General features: G+C 56.7%; 18 protein-coding genes. 12 read left to right on the top strand and 6 right to left on the bottom strand.

The features are described 5' to 3' along the window. Positions 1 to 57: 57 nt before the first annotated feature. Positions 58 to 273 (top strand): dodecin, encoded by a 216-nt coding sequence (locus CKW23_RS18485; protein WP_025257844.1) that lies wholly within the window; start codon positions 58 to 60, stop codon positions 271 to 273. A 143-nt stretch (positions 274 to 416) separates the two neighbouring features. Next, positions 417 to 641 carry a DUF1161 domain-containing protein gene (locus tag CKW23_RS18480; RefSeq protein ID WP_025257843.1) on the top strand — a complete coding sequence of 75 codons (225 nt, stop codon included), beginning with the start codon at positions 417 to 419 and terminating at the stop codon, positions 639 to 641. Positions 642 to 756: 115 nt separating this feature from the next. Here the strand turns inward: CKW23_RS18480 and CKW23_RS18475 are convergent, their stop codons facing one another. After that, positions 757 to 1,758: an LLM class flavin-dependent oxidoreductase gene (locus CKW23_RS18475; RefSeq protein WP_095068099.1), complete on the bottom strand. Its 1,002-nt coding sequence runs from the start codon at positions 1,756 to 1,758 to the stop codon at positions 757 to 759. A 198-nt stretch (positions 1,759 to 1,956) separates the two neighbouring features. Here CKW23_RS18475 and CKW23_RS18470 point away from each other — a divergent pair, with 198 nt between their 5' ends. Next, complete coding sequence (locus CKW23_RS18470; protein WP_025257841.1) at positions 1,957 to 2,388, top strand: OsmC family protein; 432 nt, start codon at positions 1,957 to 1,959, stop codon at positions 2,386 to 2,388. 143 nt (positions 2,389 to 2,531) lie between these two features. Next, positions 2,532 to 2,765: a DUF1161 domain-containing protein gene (locus CKW23_RS18465; RefSeq protein ID WP_025257840.1), complete on the top strand. Its 234-nt coding sequence runs from the start codon at positions 2,532 to 2,534 to the stop codon at positions 2,763 to 2,765. On the opposite strand, the gene CKW23_RS18460 is transcribed toward CKW23_RS18465, so the two are convergent. Then, entirely contained in the window at positions 2,766 to 3,179 is a 414-nt protein-coding gene (locus CKW23_RS18460) for a hypothetical protein (RefSeq protein ID WP_095068098.1), read from the bottom strand. It lies immediately after the preceding gene. A 94-nt stretch (positions 3,180 to 3,273) separates the two neighbouring features. Between CKW23_RS18460 and CKW23_RS18455 the strand changes: the two genes are divergently transcribed. Beyond that, positions 3,274 to 4,338 carry an aminopeptidase gene (locus CKW23_RS18455; protein WP_025257838.1) on the top strand — a complete coding sequence of 355 codons (1,065 nt, stop codon included), beginning with the start codon at positions 3,274 to 3,276 and terminating at the stop codon, positions 4,336 to 4,338. Positions 4,339 to 4,365: 27 nt separating this feature from the next. Here CKW23_RS18455 and CKW23_RS18450 read toward each other — a convergent pair whose 3' ends face one another. Next, positions 4,366 to 5,013: an HAD family hydrolase gene (locus CKW23_RS18450; protein WP_025257837.1), complete on the bottom strand. Its 648-nt coding sequence runs from the start codon at positions 5,011 to 5,013 to the stop codon at positions 4,366 to 4,368. A gap of 40 nt (positions 5,014 to 5,053) precedes the next feature. After that, a complete protein-coding gene (locus CKW23_RS18445; RefSeq protein ID WP_025257836.1) occupies positions 5,054 to 5,599 on the bottom strand; it encodes a gamma carbonic anhydrase family protein in 546 nt (181 codons plus the stop codon). 112 nt (positions 5,600 to 5,711) lie between these two features. Here CKW23_RS18445 and prlC point away from each other — a divergent pair, with 112 nt between their 5' ends. Both prlC and CKW23_RS18435 read left to right on the top strand, forming a co-directional pair. Then, on the top strand, positions 5,712 to 7,763 hold the full coding sequence (gene prlC / locus CKW23_RS18440) for an oligopeptidase A (RefSeq protein WP_025257835.1): 2,052 nt from the start codon (positions 5,712 to 5,714) through the stop codon (positions 7,761 to 7,763). Continuing rightward, positions 7,760 to 8,047 (top strand): YheV family putative zinc ribbon protein, encoded by a 288-nt coding sequence (locus CKW23_RS18435; RefSeq protein WP_025257834.1) that lies wholly within the window; start codon positions 7,760 to 7,762, stop codon positions 8,045 to 8,047. The genes prlC and CKW23_RS18435 overlap by 4 nt, the downstream gene beginning before the upstream one ends. A 65-nt stretch (positions 8,048 to 8,112) precedes the next feature. Here the strand turns inward: CKW23_RS18435 and CKW23_RS27005 are convergent, their stop codons facing one another. Continuing rightward, on the bottom strand, positions 8,113 to 9,750 hold the full coding sequence (locus CKW23_RS27005) for a hypothetical protein (protein ID WP_025257833.1): 1,638 nt from the start codon (positions 9,748 to 9,750) through the stop codon (positions 8,113 to 8,115). Positions 9,751 to 9,993: 243 nt separating this feature from the next. Between CKW23_RS27005 and CKW23_RS18425 the strand changes: the two genes are divergently transcribed. The 3 genes from CKW23_RS18425 to CKW23_RS18415 all read left to right on the top strand — a co-directional run bounded on the left by CKW23_RS18425 (position 9,994) and on the right by CKW23_RS18415 (position 13,621). Beyond that, positions 9,994 to 11,052 carry a PA0069 family radical SAM protein gene (locus CKW23_RS18425; protein ID WP_095068097.1) on the top strand — a complete coding sequence of 353 codons (1,059 nt, stop codon included), beginning with the start codon at positions 9,994 to 9,996 and terminating at the stop codon, positions 11,050 to 11,052. A gap of 191 nt (positions 11,053 to 11,243) precedes the next feature. After that, positions 11,244 to 11,975: a carbonic anhydrase gene (locus tag CKW23_RS18420; RefSeq protein ID WP_025257831.1), complete on the top strand. Its 732-nt coding sequence runs from the start codon at positions 11,244 to 11,246 to the stop codon at positions 11,973 to 11,975. Between the two features lie 113 nt (positions 11,976 to 12,088). Next, positions 12,089 to 13,621, top strand: coding sequence for a SulP family inorganic anion transporter (locus CKW23_RS18415; RefSeq protein WP_025257830.1), 1,533 nt, complete (start codon positions 12,089 to 12,091; stop codon positions 13,619 to 13,621). Between the two features lie 95 nt (positions 13,622 to 13,716). Here the strand turns inward: CKW23_RS18415 and CKW23_RS18410 are convergent, their stop codons facing one another. Further along, positions 13,717 to 14,367 (bottom strand): hypothetical protein, encoded by a 651-nt coding sequence (locus CKW23_RS18410; RefSeq protein ID WP_025257829.1) that lies wholly within the window; start codon positions 14,365 to 14,367, stop codon positions 13,717 to 13,719. 357 nt (positions 14,368 to 14,724) lie between these two features. On the opposite strand from CKW23_RS18410, the gene coxB reads away from it, so the two are divergent. Continuing rightward, complete coding sequence (gene coxB, locus CKW23_RS18405) at positions 14,725 to 15,849, top strand: cytochrome c oxidase subunit II (RefSeq protein ID WP_025257828.1); 1,125 nt, start codon at positions 14,725 to 14,727, stop codon at positions 15,847 to 15,849. 19 nt (positions 15,850 to 15,868) lie between these two features. Continuing rightward, positions 15,869 to 17,452, top strand: a complete 1,584-nt coding sequence (gene ctaD, locus CKW23_RS18400; RefSeq protein WP_025257827.1) for a cytochrome c oxidase subunit I — start codon at positions 15,869 to 15,871, stop codon at positions 17,450 to 17,452. Positions 17,453 to 17,454: the final 2 nt, after the last annotated feature.

Here is a 17,454-nt window from a genome sequence, read left to right as displayed (position 1 = left end):
CAGAACCTTTAAGCGCCGCCATTGCCGCGCCTCTGAAGGCTACCAAGGAGAACTGCCATGAGTGATCACCATACCTACAAGAAGATCGAGCTGGTTGGCTCGTCTACCATCAGTATTGAAGATGCCATCAACAATGCGATTGCAGAAGCCAGCAAGAGCCTTCAGTACCTGGAGTGGTTTGAAGTGACCGAAACCCGCGGGCACATCGAAAACGGAAAGGTTGCGCACTATCAGGTCACCCTCAAAGTGGGCTTTCGCATTGCCGATAGCTGACAGGTTCTGACGCTTTTAACTGGCCGTTTGCCATAAATTCCGCTACAGATAGAAACCGCTGCCGCGCACCACTGCGTGGCAGTTGCCATTGCGCGCTTCATTTTGGAGTGCCTGGAATTTGTCAACACGAGGGAGTGTCATTGATGAAGAAGTTTCTATTGGTAGCAGCCTTGCTGAGCTTTGCAGGAACCACCATGGCGGCGGGCAAGAATTGCGAAGAGCTGAAAGCGGAGATTGACGCAAAACTCCAGTCGCTCAAGGTTTCGTCCTACACGCTGGAAATCATCCCGACAGACGATGTGAAAGATCAGAAAATCGTCGGTTCCTGCGATTGGGGCAGACACAAGATCATCTACACCCGCAACTGATCCGGCACACCTCCACCGCCGTGTAGGGGCGAATTCATTCGCGAAAGGCTGGCGATCTTTACCGTCAGGTATGCCGCCTTCCCGGATAAATCCGGTCCTACACTGTGCGGTGTCTTTATCCCTGCGCAACCTGCGCCAGGATTTCATACGAGCGTAAACGATCCTCGTGCTCGTACATGTCGCAGGTGAAGATCAATTCATCGGCATCGGTTTGTTCCAGCAGCACATCCAGCTTGGCGCGGATCTTTTCCGGACCGCCCACCATCGCCAGCCCCAGAAAGCTCGCAACGGCCTCTCGCTCGTGAGGCAACCACAGTTTGTCCATGGACTCGACCGGCGGGCGCTGCACCAGGCTGTGCCCGCGCATCAGCGCCAGAATGCGCTGGTAGACCGACGTCGCCAGGTACTCGGCACGCTCGTCGGTGTCGGCGGCAGACAACGGCACACCCAGCATCACATAAGGCTTGTCGAGCACTTCGGAAGGCTGGAAATGATTGCGATAGACGCGAATCGCCTCATGCATGTAGCGCGGCGCGAAATGCGAGGCAAAGGCATAAGGCAGCCCGCGCATCCCGGCCAGTTGCGCGCTGAACAGGCTCGATCCCAGCAACCAGATCGGCACATTGGTGCCTGAGCCCGGCACGGCGATCACTTTCTGATCAGGCGTGCGTGGCCCGAGGTAGCCCATCAACTCGGTGACATCGTCAGGGAAATCATCGGCGCTGCCGGAACGCTCGCGACGCAGTGCCCGGGCCGTCATCTGGTCCGAACCCGGCGCACGCCCCAGGCCCAGATCGATACGACCGGGATAAAGACTGGCCAGGGTGCCGAACTGCTCGGCAATGACCAATGGCGCATGATTGGGCAGCATGACGCCACCAGCGCCTACGCGAATCGTCGAAGTACCGCTAGCCAGATAGGCCAGCAGCACAGAGGTCGCCGAACTCGCGATGCCATCCATGTTGTGGTGCTCTGCCACCCAGAAGCGGTTGTAACCCAGCTTCTCGACGTGCTGAGCCAGGTTCAGGGAATTACGCAGTGATTCTGCGGGACCTTTGTCCTGGCGCACAGGCACCAGATCAAGGGTGGAAATCTTTACATCCGTCAAACGTTTCATAGGCCGCTGCTTCTCCTCGAAATGTGTTGGGCTGAGCCCATGATGAAACAGCAGTGCGGGCGCAAGCGCTGCTTTTCAATGGCAACCCCAAAAAAGACCTACCAAAACACTAGGACTTATAGGTTGAACTTTCCAAGACCGTCTATCCTCAGAAACTTGGTTACGGCCGGAACATTACCGATTTAATCAGGAGGCACCATGAGCATCGTCAAGAAAGCATCAGCCCATTGGGAAGGTGATCTGAAGAGTGGCATTGGCAGTATCTCCACTGAAACGGGCGTACTGCGCGAAGCGCCTTACGGTTTCAAGGCCCGCTTCGAGGGCGGCAAAGGCACCAACCCGGAAGAACTGATCGGCGCAGCCCATGCTGGCTGCTTCTCCATGGCCCTGTCGATGATCCTCGGGAACGCGGGCTTCACCGCTGAAAGCATCGATACTCAGGCTGAAGTGACACTGGATCAGGACAGCGGCGGATTTTCGATCACAGCCGTTCATCTCGTGCTCAAGGCCAAGGTCCCAGGTGCAAGCCAGCAGCAGTTTGATGAGTTGACCAAGCAAGCCAAAGAAGGCTGCCCGGTTTCCAAGGTGCTGAATGCCAAGATCACTCTGGATGCCACGCTGCTCGGCTGATCGATAGCGTGACCCCGCAGGCCCGCACAACCCGGTTGTGCGGGTCATTTTTTTGTCCCTCAGAACCAGATGCGGGGCCGGAAGGTCGTATGAAGGACTACAGCACAGGCAAGGTTCTGTGCGTCTTATCGAAGGAATCGGCCATGAAACGTTTTGCTTTGACTATCAGCTGCATCCTGCTGACGACCAGCGCACTGGCTGCGCCAAAATCCTGCGAAGAACTCAAGGACGAGATCGAGGCCAAGATCCAGGCCAACAACGTCACGTCCTACACGCTGGAAATTGTCCCCAACGCTGAAGTCCACGACCAGAACATGGTGGTGGGTAGCTGCGACAACGGCACCCAGAAGATCATCTACCAGAGAAACGACAGCTGATCAGATGCAGTGGATATCACCCTGCTCGGCAACAACTTTGCGCTCGGCGTCGAAAAGCCTGGCCGTAATGTCGTTGGCCAGGGTGCGTGCTTCGATCATGTAACGCTGCCCGGCGGCAAAGTGGTCGTACTCGATATCGATGAAACAGGTGATATCGGTGTAATCGTCACTGATCATGCCTAGCCCGCCGGAACGATATTCATAGTCGAAGCGGATCTGTAGCTCATGACGGCCGGGAGTAACCTGAAAGTAGCGGCCATCCTCGGTATTCTTGCCATCGAGCTTGTCCGCCATCACCAGCCTGCCGGTCATGGTGCGTATATCGACCCAGGCCATGGCGGGATCGACGGCGGGTAAAGGCGTGGTGCATCCGACAAGGGTGCCGAAGGCGAGCATCAAGACTATCGGGCGCATGTCAGGCTCCGCAGATGGACGGATGACGATGATAGTTGCGTAACACCCTGGCTGTCCTGCATAACGCGCTCTATCCCTGTATTGAAGGCCGTGTATGCCACGACTCGATGTTTTACGTCTCTGGCGCAGCTTGCCGATAGCGACGATGGTTTTGCTCTGTGGATGCTCCAGCCTCTCGTACTACGGCCAGCTGGCCGGTGGTCAGTTGCATCTCTTGCAGGCGCGAGAGCCCGTCGAGGACATCATCGCCGACCCCGGCCGCGACCCGAAACTGCGTCAGCGCCTGGCATACGCCCAGCAGGCCCGCACCTTCGCCAGCGCACACCTGCATCTGCCGGACAACAAGAGCTATCGCCTGTACGCCGATCTGGGCCGCCCTTATGTGGTATGGAACGTATTCGCCACCGATGAGTTCTCTCTGGACCCCGTCACCCACTGTTTTCCGATTGCCGGCTGCGTGGCCTATCGCGGTTATTACAGTCAGGGCGGAGCACGTGGCGAGGCCGCCTTGCAGCGTCAGGCCGGCAAGGATGTGTACATGAGCGGCGTCGAGGCGTATTCGACCCTTGGCTGGTTCAATGATCCGATCCTCAGCTCCATGCTGGGCTGGGGCGATGAACGACTGGCAACGCTGATCTTTCACGAACTGGCGCATCAGCGCTTTTATGTGAAGGACGACACCGAGTTCAACGAATCCTACGCCAGCTTCGTGGAACAGGAAGGCACTCGCCAATGGCGGGCTGCACGAGGCCTGTCACCAGAAAACGTCTCACAATCCACACGCCGGGATCAGTTCATTCGATTGGTGCTCGATACCCGGGAGCGGCTCAAGGCCTTGTATCGCCAGCCGCTGACAGCCGAACTGATGCGTGAGCGCAAAGCCGCCGAGTTCGAGCGCTTGCGCCGTGAGTACCGGCAATTGCGTGACCAGCAATGGAGCGGCGACAAACGCTTCGACGGGTGGATCAACTCACCGATGAACAACGCCAAGCTGCTGCCCTTCGGGCTTTATGACCAGTGGGTGCCAGCGTTTGAGGCGTTGTTCAAGCACGTGAAGGGTGACTGGGTGGCGTTCTTCGATGCCGTGGAAAAGCTGGGGGATTTGCCTGTGGTGCAGCGCAAGGCGAAATTGCAGCAGCTCAGCGGCTTTCGCGAATGAATTCCCACACCGCCCGTAGAAGCGAATTCATTCGCGAAAAGCTTCATGCATCTGGGCCATCGTCACAAAATGATAGGTCGGTGATTGCGCTGTCAGTTCCTCATGACTGCCAAAACCATAACCCACAGCCGCCACATCCAGACCGTTGCGCAGGCCGCCGATAAGGTCGTGCTTGCGGTCGCCGATCATCAATGTCTGCTTGGGGTCCAGACGCTCCTGCTCCAGCAGATGAGCGATCAGTTCCACTTTATCGGTGCGGGTGCCATCCAGCTCACTGCCGTAAATCACTTTGAAATACTTGGCAAAGTCAAAGTGCCGGGCGATTTCATGGGCGAAAACCCAAGGCTTTGACGTCGCGATATACAGCGTTCGACCTTGACCACCCAAGGTTTCAAGCAGCTCGGGCACGCCATCGAATACCTGGTTTTCATAAAGCCCGGTCACCTTGAAGCGCTCGCGGTAGAAACCTACGGCTTCCCAGGCACGGGCTTCGTCCATCTCATAAAACTGCATGAACGCCTGCAGCAATGGAGGGCCGATGAAATGTTCGAGCCGGGTGATGTCCGGTTCGTCGATCCCCAGCTTCGCCAGGGCAAACTGGATAGAACGGGTTATCCCCAGGCGCGGGTCGGTCAGTGTGCCGTCGAGGTCGAACAGAATATTCTGGTAATGCATGAAGTCTCGCCAGTAATGCGTAAAAGGGCTTGTGGATAACTCAGGGCTGGTCATAACCTTCGGCCAGATGCTGATCCTTGAGCTTCACGTAATTGCTCGCACTATAAGGGAAAAAGGCAATTTCCTTTTCAGTCAGAGGACGGGCCTGTTTGACTGGACGCCCCACATACAGAAACCCGCTTTCCAGCACTTTACCGGGCGGCACCAGGCTGCCAGCGCCGATGATGACCTCATCCTCGACCACCGCACCATCCATGATGGTCGTACCCATGCCGATCAGAATACGGTTGCCGATGGTGCAGCCATGCAGCATCGCCTTGTGGCCGATGGTCACTTCGTCACCAATCAGTAATGGAAAGCCGTCAGGGTTGAACGGTCCCGCATGGGTAATGTGCAACACACTGCCGTCCTGCACGCTGGTGCGGGCACCGATGCGGATGCGATGCATGTCACCACGAATCACGGTCAGTGGCCAGACGGAGCTGTCAGCACCGATCTCGACATCGCCGATCACCACGGCCGAATGATCGACGAACGCTCGCTCGCCAAGGGCTGGGGTGTGGTCCTGGAACTTGCGAATGGCCACGATAGACTCCTTCTTTACGGGTGATAGAGGCGCGATGCAGGTTTGAGTGCTGCGGTCGGCGTCGATTGTAATTAAGATGCGTGAGTGTTTCTTCCAGCCAAGGTGCAAAACCGTGAGCGCGAACAACCCTCTTCTGCAATCGTACGACCTGCCTCCTTTCTCGGCGATCCGTGCCGAGCACGTAAAACCTGCCATCGAGCAGATCCTGGCCGATAACCGCGCCGCGATTGCCGACATTCTTGCCAGGCAGGGTTCGACCCCCACCTGGGCCGGTCTGATACTGGCGATGGATGAATTGAATGACCGCCTGGGAGCCGCCTGGAGCCCGGTCAGCCACCTGAATGCCGTCTGCAACAGCGCCGAACTGCGCGAAGCCTACGAGTCGTGCCTGCCTGCATTGAGCGCTTACTCCACCGAAATGGGCCAGAACCGCGAGCTGTTCCAGGCCTATGAAGCCCTGGCCAACAGCCCGGAAGCGGCCGACTTCGACGTCGGCCAGAAGACTATTCTGGAGCAATCGCTGCGCGACTTCCGCCTTTCGGGTATCGACCTGCCGCCCGAGCAGCAGAAGCGTTATGCCGAAGTGCAAAGCAAGCTGTCGGAGCTGGGCAGCCAGTTCTCCAACCAGTTGCTCGACGCGACCCAGGCCTGGACCAAACTGGTCACTGACGAATCCGCCCTCGCGGGTCTGACCGATTCGGCCAAGCAACAGATGGCGGCCGCCGCCAAGGCCAAGGATCTGGAAGGTTTCCTGATTACCCTGGAATTCCCGAGCTATTACGCGGTAATGACCTACGCCGAAGACCGCGCCCTGCGCGAAGAAGTCTACGCGGCCTACTGCACACGCGCCTCGGATCAAGGCCCGAATGCCGGCAAGAACGACAACGGTCCGGTCATGGCGCAGATCCTCGACCTGCGTCAGGAACTGGCACAACTGTTGGGCTTCGCCAGCTTCTCCGAACTGAGCCTGGCGACCAAGATGGCCGAGTCCAGCGATCAGGTGCTGAGCTTCCTGCGGGATCTGGCCAAGCGCAGCAAACCTTTTGCCGAACAGGACCTCAAGCAGCTCAAGGCGTATGCCGCCGAACAGGGTTGCCCGGACCTGCAAAGCTGGGACAGCGGTTTCTACGGCGAAAAACTGCGCGAGCAGCGCTACAGCGTTTCCCAGGAAATCCTGCGCGCCTATTTCCCTATCGATAAAGTGCTGAGCGGCCTGTTCGCAATCGTCCAGCGCCTGTACGGCATTGAAATCGCCGAACAGAAAGGTTTCGACACCTGGCACCCGGATGTTCGCCTCTTCGAGATCAAGGAAAACGGCCAGCACGTCGGGCGTTTCTTCTTCGACCTGTATGCCCGCGCCAACAAGCGTGGCGGCGCCTGGATGGATGGCGCTCGCGACCGTCGCCGCACCGCCGAAGGCCGCCTGCAAAACCCGGTGGCGAATCTGGTGTGCAACTTCACGCCAGCCGTGGGCGGCAAGCCTGCCTTGCTGACCCACGATGAAGTCACCACCCTGTTCCACGAATTCGGTCATGGCCTGCATCACCTGCTGACCCGCGTCGAGCATGCCGGTGTTTCCGGGATCAACGGCGTGGCGTGGGATGCCGTCGAACTGCCAAGCCAGTTCATGGAAAACTGGTGCTGGGAGCCTGAAGGCCTGGCCCTGATTTCCGGCCACTACGAGAGCGGCGAAGCGCTGCCTCAGGACCTGCTGGAAAAAATGCTCGCTGCCAAGAACTTCCAGTCAGGCCTGATGATGGTCCGTCAGCTGGAGTTCTCGCTGTTCGACTTCGAGCTGCATGCTACCCATGGCGACGGTCGGGGTGTACTGGACGTGCTTGAAGGCATCCGCGATGAAGTCTCGGTCATGCGACCGCCAGCCTATAACCGCTTCCCGAACAGCTTCGCGCATATCTTCGCGGGCGGTTATGCAGCCGGTTACTACAGCTACAAGTGGGCTGAAGTGCTGTCCGCCGATGCGTTCTCCCGATTCGAGGAAGACGGTGTACTCAACGCCGAGACTGGCCGTGCCTTCCGCGAAGCCATCCTGGCCCGTGGCGGCTCCCAGGCGCCGATGGTGTTGTTCGTCGATTTCCGCGGACGCGAGCCTTCGATTGACGCACTCTTGCGTCACAGTGGCTTGAGTGAGGAAGCGGCAGCATGACCGATACACCGGTAGTCATTACCAAGAAGCGCTTCATCGCCGGGGCTGTCTGCCCGGCGTGCAGTGAGCCCGACAAGCTGAAGATGTGGAGCGAAGACGACGTTCCCCATCGTGAATGCGTGGGTTGCGGCTACAGCGATACGCTCAATGAACAGGGCCTGTCAGTTCCCAAAGAGCTGGGAACACGGGTCAACAAGGCGACGCCAAAACCGGCTGATCCAAAGGTTCAGGGCGTGCAGTTTTTCCCGAATCCGAAGCTGAAAAAGCCGGTGGATCCGAGTTGAATGCCTGATGATGAAAAGGGCGCTCGACTGAGCGCCCTTTTTTATACCCTCAAGAAACAACCGCCTTATTGTTTACCCTTGAAATAACCAAACGAGATCTTGCCATCAATCGATTGGCTGGCCTCGACTTTTACATCACTGTTTTCATAAGAGGCATTGAAACTTGGAATCGTGACCGGCCATCGAATATCACGCTTGATGGTGACGATTGTTCGGCCTTGTGAAAAATCGCCATAAGGATGTCCGACCAGAGTAAACGATGTACCCGCGCCGGCCTTGAGAATTCGGGCAGAACGAATTTCATCGTTTGAGCAGCCAAAACTGTTATTTTTCATCTTGACGTTATGGGCACGGTTGAAAGGAACCGTACAGTCGAGATTTTTGTCGAGGTTGTTTCCCTCATAGAATGCAATGGCCGCATCAGAGAAGTTACCCGGTGTTCGACCTACTTCAATACGGGAAATTTTCCCGTTCAAACCATTATTGCGAACATGGATGATTTGATAGTCTGCGTTATTGCGATTCTGTTCAAAACCTGAAACCACAACATGCTCTTTGATCCCGATGTCTCGCTTCACGTCGATAATGGCGTAATCATCTTCGCGGCTACCACCGCCATTGTCGAATACCGTGATTCGGGTGCCTTTGGTAATGCCGGATAACGACATGGATTGAGCCTCATCGTTTTCACAGCCTTGGGTCGGCAGAAGAAGAGTCCGGGAACCGCTGGGAATGGCGCAGACGGTGTCTTTTTTCCTGTCGGCATCAGAGCCTTCCCATAAATAAATGCCACCCTGGCTCAAGGTGCGTGCGTAGGAAAAGGCATCGCCGTTCTGGTAATTATTGATACCGATGAAATTCGGCTCATTCCCGCAGTTGGCCGTACGCCGCATCAGGTAGGTCAGGTTATTGTCGTACTTGGCAGAATCAGGAATGGTAGAAGTGGCGGTATGAAACTGGTTCATCAGGAACAGGCGATTCCATTGCTTGCCTGTAGATCTGGCGACTTTTCTGGTATCCAGAGGTACATCTGGCCAGCGTGTGGGGCAGGAAAAATTGTGGGCGGCATAAAGATTGGAAGCCGCACCACCCAAGGTGTCCCACTTGTTCTGCGTCAACCAGTCCTTATCGAACAAGACGGTAATGGTCTTTGATCCGACCCGGTACTGCCCACTGACTTCACGCTTATCGGTCATCATGATAAGGCGGTTATTTTTCTGGGCCATGGCTGCCAGGGTTGGCCAACCCGAGGTCTCAAAATTCGCCGGGTTGAACGAGTAGTCTGCAAGCTCGGGTATCGCATTGAAGACTTCCTGCAAATCGTCACGGCTGACATACGTCTCGAAAAACAGAGTCACCACTTCCGACGTGTTGTTTTTCAGAAAAGGAATGAACTCATTCTTTAGCTGATTGCCCAGCGGGCCGTAGCAAGCAATGGTTTTATGGCAGACCTTGATACGGTTGAAGCCTGACTTTTTGTCGGTATAGAGATCCAGCATGAAACCCCGAACACCGTCTTTCAGTTGCCTGGGCAGTTCCGCCAGATTCTGATTGATCTTCTCGTAGGAATTATGGGTGGTGACCCAGTGATACTGGTCAAAGGGTTTATTCTTGTCCGCGAAGCCGGACGCTTGCGCAGTTGTCAGTGCAAGTGTCAGGAGCGATGCCCCAACCAGGGTATTAAATGCATATTTCGTGCTCACGATTGAAATCCTTTTCAATAGTTGTCAGTTTCTATAACAGGAACGGCCCAAGTACTCATCCATGAGTGTGGCTGGCGACAATTAATAAATTAATACGATGTTCAGTGGAACCGGCTTATTGTTACAACGCTTTAAGAAGCGTTTCTCGGCAGGCAGAACCACCGGTCAGGTGGGAAGCATTTTTTCCTGGGCGATGTGAATTTTGATGTACTGTATGCATAAACAGTATTCGAGTCATTCCTCATGGTCAGCACACCCCCGATTCGCGGCCGCGGTACCGCCACCAACCCGCACAATCGCTTTGCTCCCAGCCGGTCCGTCGCCGAGGACGATGGCTGGTATCAGGAGGTTCCGCTGACTCAGGGTACTCAGGTCATCAACGAAACGGCCAAGACCATCATTACCCGCAACACGTCGCCGGACATTCCCTTCGATCGCTCCATCAACCCTTATCGCGGGTGTGAGCACGGCTGCATCTATTGCTTCGCAAGACCCAGCCATGCCTATTGGGACATGTCGCCAGGGCTGGATTTCGAGACCAGGCTGATCGCCAAGACCAATGCAGCAGCCTTGCTGGAGCAGCAGCTTTCCAAACCCGGCTACCGTTGCGCGCCAATCACGCTGGGCGCCAATACCGATCCGTATCAGCCTATCGAGCGCGAACACCGGATCACCCGCGCGACCCTTGAGGTTTTGCTGCGCTATCGCCATCCCGTGTCCATCATCACTAAAGGCTCGCTGATTCTGCGCGACCTCGATTTGCTGGCCGAAATGGCAAAACTGAATCTGGTGTCGGTATTCATCAGCCTGACTACGCTGGATGACGAACTCAAATGCATTCTTGAGCCCAGGGCTGCTGCACCCAAGGCTCGTTTGCGAGCCATTCGGGTATTGCGCCAGGCGGGCGTGCCGGTAGGTGTGTTGTGCGCGCCGATGATTCCAATGATCAACGACAGCGAGCTTGAAGCCCTGCTCAGTGAGGCCAAGGCAGCCGGCGCACAGAGCGCGAGCTATGTAATGCTGCGCCTGCCCCTGGAGGTGGCGCCACTGTTCGAGGAATGGCTCAAGACACATTATCCGCAACGTGCGGAACATGTGATGAGTCTGATACGTCAAAGCCGAGGCGGTGAGGTCTATAACAGCGAGTTCGGGTCACGCATGCGGGGCGAAGGGCCTTTTGCCGATCTCCTGGCAAGGCGTTACGCGATAGCAACTGCACGTTTAGGCCTCAATCGTCGTGAGAGTTTTCATCTGGACTGCAACGCTTTTTGCCCACCGGGTGGGCAGATGTCACTCCTTTAAATGCAGGAAATGGCGTTCTAGAGCTGTCGCATTCAGTTTCACTTAAGCTTGAGTCGCTAATCTGTAAATCGGAGTGATGCCCGCGATAGCGTTCAATGGACTTGTTCGCTATGCCAGACAAAAGGGCTAAGGTCCGATTCCGGTTAGAGAAAGCATGAATAATCCACATCAATCCGTCAGGGGATGAAGACATGAGAGACATGGATAAACAGCAGTCGGCTACCTCAGCCAGTGAGCAGCCTGCATTGAATAGTGCTGAGGTAGCGCTGCAGCAAATCGTGAGTGGCTTCGTGCACTTTCGTCATGAGGTCTTCCCACAGCAGGAAGAGTTGTTCAAGAAACTGGCCACGGCACAATCGCCTCGCGCCATGTTCATCACCTGCGCAGACTCGCGCATCGTGCCTGAACTCATTACCCAGAGCTCTCCAGGCGATCTTTTCGTCACCCGTAACGTCGGTAACGTCGTTCCGCCTTATGGCCAGATGAACGGCGGTGTTTCAACAGCCCTCGAGTACGCGGTTTCAGCCCTGGGCGTGCAACACATCATCATCTGCGGGCACTCCGATTGCGGCGCAATGCGTGCCGTACTCAACCCACAGAGCCTCGATAAAATGCCTACGGTCAAAGCCTGGCTGCGTCATGCAGAGGTTGCCCGTACGGTTGTCGAGAACAATTGCAGTTGCGGCAGCGAAAAGGAAACCATGCACGTCCTGACTCAGGAAAACGTGATCGCTCAGCTTCAGCACCTGCGTACCCACCCTTCGGTTGCATCCAAACTGGCCAACGGTCAGTTGTTCATCCACGGCTGGGTCTACAACATCGAAACCAGTGAAATTCTGGCTTACGACGCGGACCGGGATGCATTCCTGCCACTCGATGGCGAGGGTCCGACACCCATGGCTACCCCGAAGCCACGCTTCTAGTCGCATGATTTGATTCACGACTGGCGGTAAACCCCCTCTTTGAGCCTATGGCGGTTGCGCAGGATGCGCGCCGCCAGGCTTTGTTACGTCTGAAGAGATCCCGGAGAAGCATCATGGGTACTACAGAACTGAAATCCGTCTTACCACGGGAGCTCCTCGCTTCCGTGGTGGTGTTCCTGGTTGCCCTGCCGCTGTGCATGGGGATTGCAATTGCTTCAGGCATGCCTCCGGCCAAGGGATTGATTACTGGCATCATCGGTGGCCTGATCGTCGGCTGGATCGCGGGGTCGCCCTTGCAGGTCAGTGGCCCTGCCGCAGGTCTGGCCGTATTGGTATTCGAGCTGGTACGTGAGCATGGAATGGCCATGCTTGGCCCGATTCTTCTGCTGGCCGGCCTGCTTCAACTACTGGCCGGACGCTTCAAGCTCGGCTGCTGGTTCCGGGTAACGGCACCGGCTGTGGTGTATGGCATGCTGGCCGGCATCGGTGTGCTGATCGTCCTTTCACAAGTGCATGTGATGTTTGATAGCGGCCCGAAACCGTCCGGGCTGGATAATCTGTTGGCATTCCCTGCAACTCTGGTCCAGGCCATCGGGACTGGACCGGCCATGCAGGCAGGCCTGCTGGGTCTGGGAACCATGCTAGTGATGTGGTCCTGGGACAAAATCCGTCCACAATCACTGCGTTTCGTTCCGGGAGCACTGCTGGGTGTCGGTCTTGCAACAGGCATAAGCCTCATCATGGCGCTGGAGGTCAAGCGCGTGGAGGTCCCTGACAATCTGGCCGACGCCATCGACTGGCTACGCCCTGCGGACCTCATGAACCTCGCCGATCCTGCGATCCTGATTGCTGCCATCGCCCTGGCCTTCATCGCCAGTGCCGAAACGCTGCTTTCGGCCGCTGCCGTCGACCGCATGCACAACGGCACGCGCTCTGACTTCGACAAGGAATTGAGTGCACAAGGCATAGGTAACATGCTGTGCGGCCTGGTGGGTGCGCTGCCAATGACCGGCGTTATCGTGCGCAGCTCGGCAAACGTTCAGGCAGGTGCGACGACCCGACTCTCGACGATTTTCCATGGCCTCTGGCTGCTGGCTTTCGTACTGATTCTGTCGAGCGTACTGCAAAGCATTCCGGTGGCAAGTCTGGCGGGTGTGCTTGTATACACGGGCCTCAAGCTGGTGGATCTCAAGGCATTTCGCGGTCTGGGCCGTTATGGACGCACGCCGATGTTCATCTATGCCGCCACGGCTTCGTCGATCATCCTCACTGACCTGCTGACCGGTGTACTGGTTGGTTTCGGTCTGACTCTGGCCAAGCTGGCACTCAAGGCTTCGCGCCTGAAGATCAGCCTGGTTCAACTGGAGGATGAGGGTGAAATGGAGTTGCGTCTGGTGGGTGCGGCTACCTTCCTCAAGGTTCCGGCACTGACCAAAGTGCTGGGCAGCATCCCTCAAGGCAGCACCGTGCACGTGCCGTTGAACAACCTGACCTATATCGATCACTCTTGCCTGGAATTGCTGGAAGAGTGGGGGCGGACCAATGCCGCTCAGGGGACGAAACTGCTTATCGAGTCGCGTGGTTTGAAGCGTCGTCTGGAAGGTCGGATCTATACGACAACCGGTATCGGAGCTGCTGCCAGGTAGCTCGCGTCAGCGGTGGGCGTCTTCGCGAAGCAGCGGAGCGCCTGCCGACTCTCCTTCCTTTGCTCGCAAAGACATTATTACAACGACCGACAGCATCAGGCCTCGGGGCGCCCCAGCTCCAGGCCGATGCCCAGTTGACGTGACAGGCACGGCCAGCGTTTCCATGCTTCTTCAGTGTCGGGGCTATCAAGGCGCTCACGGTAGGTTTCGACCGATTCCAGTGCAAAGCTCTCATCATCGAGTAACTGGTCAACTGCATGATGTACGGCTTCATCGAGCTGGTTGGCGAACTCTTCACCGATCAACTGGTGGGCAATCACACTGGCAACAACCGTGTTTGAAGGGATCAATGGTCGGCCGAAATGCTTGATGTAGAGGTCATTCACCTCTTCTACAAGGCGATGTGCCAGATACGCTTCATCCAACAGACTGTCGAGCCCTTCATGACCGGCCATGATGGCTGGCGGACTAACGAAAAACTGCTCGGCAATTTTCAGGACAGGCTCTATCTGTCCTTCTATACCCGCCTGAACTGCAACTTCGTGAGCAGCGTCCAGCAGGTCCGGTACCAACTCGATATAGGCAGAAACAAAGCGCGTCAGTACACCTTTTGCGTCGACATCCGGAAGATCAATGGCGGGATGCAGGTGGGGTAGTTGGAGTTCCAGTTGTTGTAGCAATTGGCCTGTTTCGGCTTCGTGTTGATGTGCACGCTGAATCTGCTCGCGCAATGCGGCGGTGTTCATGAAGGCTCCTGAGGGCTTAAAACCAGGTAGTTATTAGGGAAGTCATACGTTAGCCTGATTGGCTGCCTCCCTAAGACGCATTTTTCATAACTAAGTAACATTTATATGTATTCGTTATTAAAAGACTCTTTCTAGACCTTTATCTTACGATCTTAATAAAACCCCATACATCTATATGGATGGTTCGCCCATCGCGTTGCGCACTCTCTGGCGATGTCTATACTCGGCTGTGAGAGAAGTTGGCTGAAGGCCGCAACGCTGTAGACCTGGGTCATCCGGGCATGATGTCAGTGAATTCGCAAGCCGCTCCTTGGCCGCAGACAACGTCTGCCGGATAACAAGCTGGGGGACCCCGCGATGAAGCGACGTCCATACGTTTGGATGGGGCTCGTGTTGTGGCAAATATTTGGCCAGGCGCAAGCAGCCTGGACAACGAATATGGCGCCTGGCGCCTCTGTCGTCAGCAACGCGGTGTTCGATCTGCACATGACCATCTTCTGGATATGTGTCGTGATCGGTCTTGTGGTGTTCGCCGCCATGTTCTGGTCGATGATCATGCATCGACGCTCCCTCGGGCAGAAAGCCGCCCACTTTCACGAAAACACGACCGTCGAAATTCTCTGGACCCTCGTCCCCTTTCTGATTCTGGTCGCCATGGCGATCCCGGCGACCCGCACCCTGATCAGCATGTATGACGCCACCGAATCGGATGTGGATATCCAGATCACCGGCTATCAATGGAAGTGGCACTACAAGTACCTGGGGCAGGATGTGGAGTTCTTCAGCAACCTGGCGACCTCCACCGGCCAGATCCAGAACCGCGATACCAAGGGCGAACACTACCTGCTGGAAGTCGATCAGCCGCTGGTGCTGCCGGTTGGCGAGAAGATCCGCTTTCTGGTGACGGGGGCCGACGTGATCCACTCCTGGTGGGTGCCTGCTTTTGCGGTCAAGCGCGACGCGATTCCCGGGTTCGTCAATGAAGCCTGGACCCGCATCGAAAAGCCCGGCATCTACCGCGGCCAATGCACCGAACTGTGCGGCAAGGACCACGCCTTCATGCCCATCGTGGTAGAGGCCAAGTCCACGGCGGATTACCAGGCCTGGCTGGCCGAGCGCAAGGAAGAAGGCGCCCGACTCAAGGAACTGACCGACAAGAACTGGACACGGGAAGAACTCATCGCCCACGGCGACAAGGTCTATCACACCGTCTGTGCCGCCTGTCACCAGCCTGAAGGGCAGGGCATGCCGCCCCTGTTCCCGGCGCTCAAGGGTTCGCCGATCGCCACCGGTCCCCTCGAAGGGCATCTGAACATCGTGTTCAACGGCAAGCCCGGAACCTCCATGGCAGCCTTCGGCAAACAGCTTTCAGAAGTGGATATCGCAGCGGTCGTGACCTACGAGCGCAATGCGTGGGGTAACGACAAGGGCGACATGCTGAGCCCCAAGGATGTGCTGGCCTTCAAGCAGTCACAGAAATGAGCGCGCAGGAGACTGAAACATGAGTGCAGTAATCGATGACCATGGCCATGACCACGCGCATGGTCCCGCCAAAGGCCTGATGCGCTGGGTACTGACCACCAATCACAAGGACATCGGCACGATGTACCTGTGGTTCAGTTTCACGATGTTCCTGCTGGGCGGTTCGTTCGCCATGGTGATTCGCGCCGAACTGTTCCAGCCGGGCCTGCAGATCGTCGAGCCGGCCTTTTTCAATCAGATGACCACCATGCATGGCCTGATCATGGTCTTCGGGGCCGTGATGCCGGCCTTTGTCGGCCTGGCCAACTGGATGATTCCGCTGATGATCGGCGCGCCGGACATGGCCTTGCCGCGCCTGAACAACTTCAGCTTCTGGCTGCTGCCTGCTGCCTTCCTGCTCCTGGTTTCAACACTCTTTCATCCGGGCGGCGGCCCCAACTTTGGCTGGACCTTCTACGCGCCTCTTTCGACGACCTATGCACCCGAAAGCGTGACATTTTTCATACTTGCTATCCATATGATGGGAATTAGCTCAATCATGGGCGCGATCAATGTCGTCGCAACCATCCTCAATCTGCGGGCACCGGGCATGACCCTGATGAAGATGCCGCTGTTCGTCTGGACCTGGCTGATCACGGCGTTTCTGCTGATCGCGGTCATGCCGGTGCTGGCCGGCTGCGTGACCATGATGCTGATGGATATCCATTTCGGGACCAGCTTCTTCAATGCTGCAGGCGGCGGTGATCCGTTGCTGTTCCAACATGTGTTCTGGTTTTTCGGTCATCCCGAGGTGTACATCATGATCCTGCCGGCCTTCGGGGCGGTCAGCTCGATCATTCCCGCGTTCTCGCGCAAGCCGTTATTCGGCTATACCTCAATGGTCTACGCCGTGGCGAGCATCGCCTTTCTGTCGTTCATCGTGTGGGCGCACCACATGTTCGTGGTGGGCATTCCTCTGGTGGGCGAACTGTTCTTCATGTACGCAACGATGCTTATCGCCGTACCGACGGGGGTCAAGGTGTTCAACTGGGTCAGTACCATGTGGCAGGGTTCGTTGACGTTCGAGACGCCCATGCTGTTCGCCGTGGCGTTCGTGATCCTGTTTTCCATTGGCGGGTTTTCGGGGCTGATGCTGTCCATCGCGCCCGCCGACTTCCAGTATCAGGACACCTACTTCGTGGTGGCGCACTTCCACTATGTACTGGTGCCCGGGGCGATCTTCGGCATTTTCGCCTCGGCCTATTACTGGCTGCCCAAGTGGACCGGGCACATGTATGACGAAACCCTGGGCAAACTGCATTTCTGGCTGTCATTCATCGGCATGAACCTGGCGTTCTTCCCGATGCACTTTCTTGGCCTGGCGGGCATGCCACGCCGCATCCCGGACTACAACCTGCAATTCGCAGACTTCAACATGGTGTCGTCCATCGGGGCTTTCACCTTTGGTGCGACACAACTGTTCTTCCTGTTCATCGTGATCAAGACCATTCGCGGCGGCCCGCCTGCGCCAGCCAAGCCCTGGGATGGCGCTGACGGGCTGGAGTGGACACTGCCTTCGCCCGCGCCTTATCACACCTTCAGCACACCGCCCGAAGTGAAGTGAGT

The sequence above is a fragment of the Pseudomonas sp. Irchel 3A18 genome (genome assembly GCF_900187465.1).
GTDB lineage: Bacteria > Pseudomonadota > Gammaproteobacteria > Pseudomonadales > Pseudomonadaceae > Aquipseudomonas > Aquipseudomonas cichorii.
The sequence above is the reverse complement of the archived record's forward strand: the minus strand, read 5'-3'. Positions and strand labels throughout refer to the sequence as shown.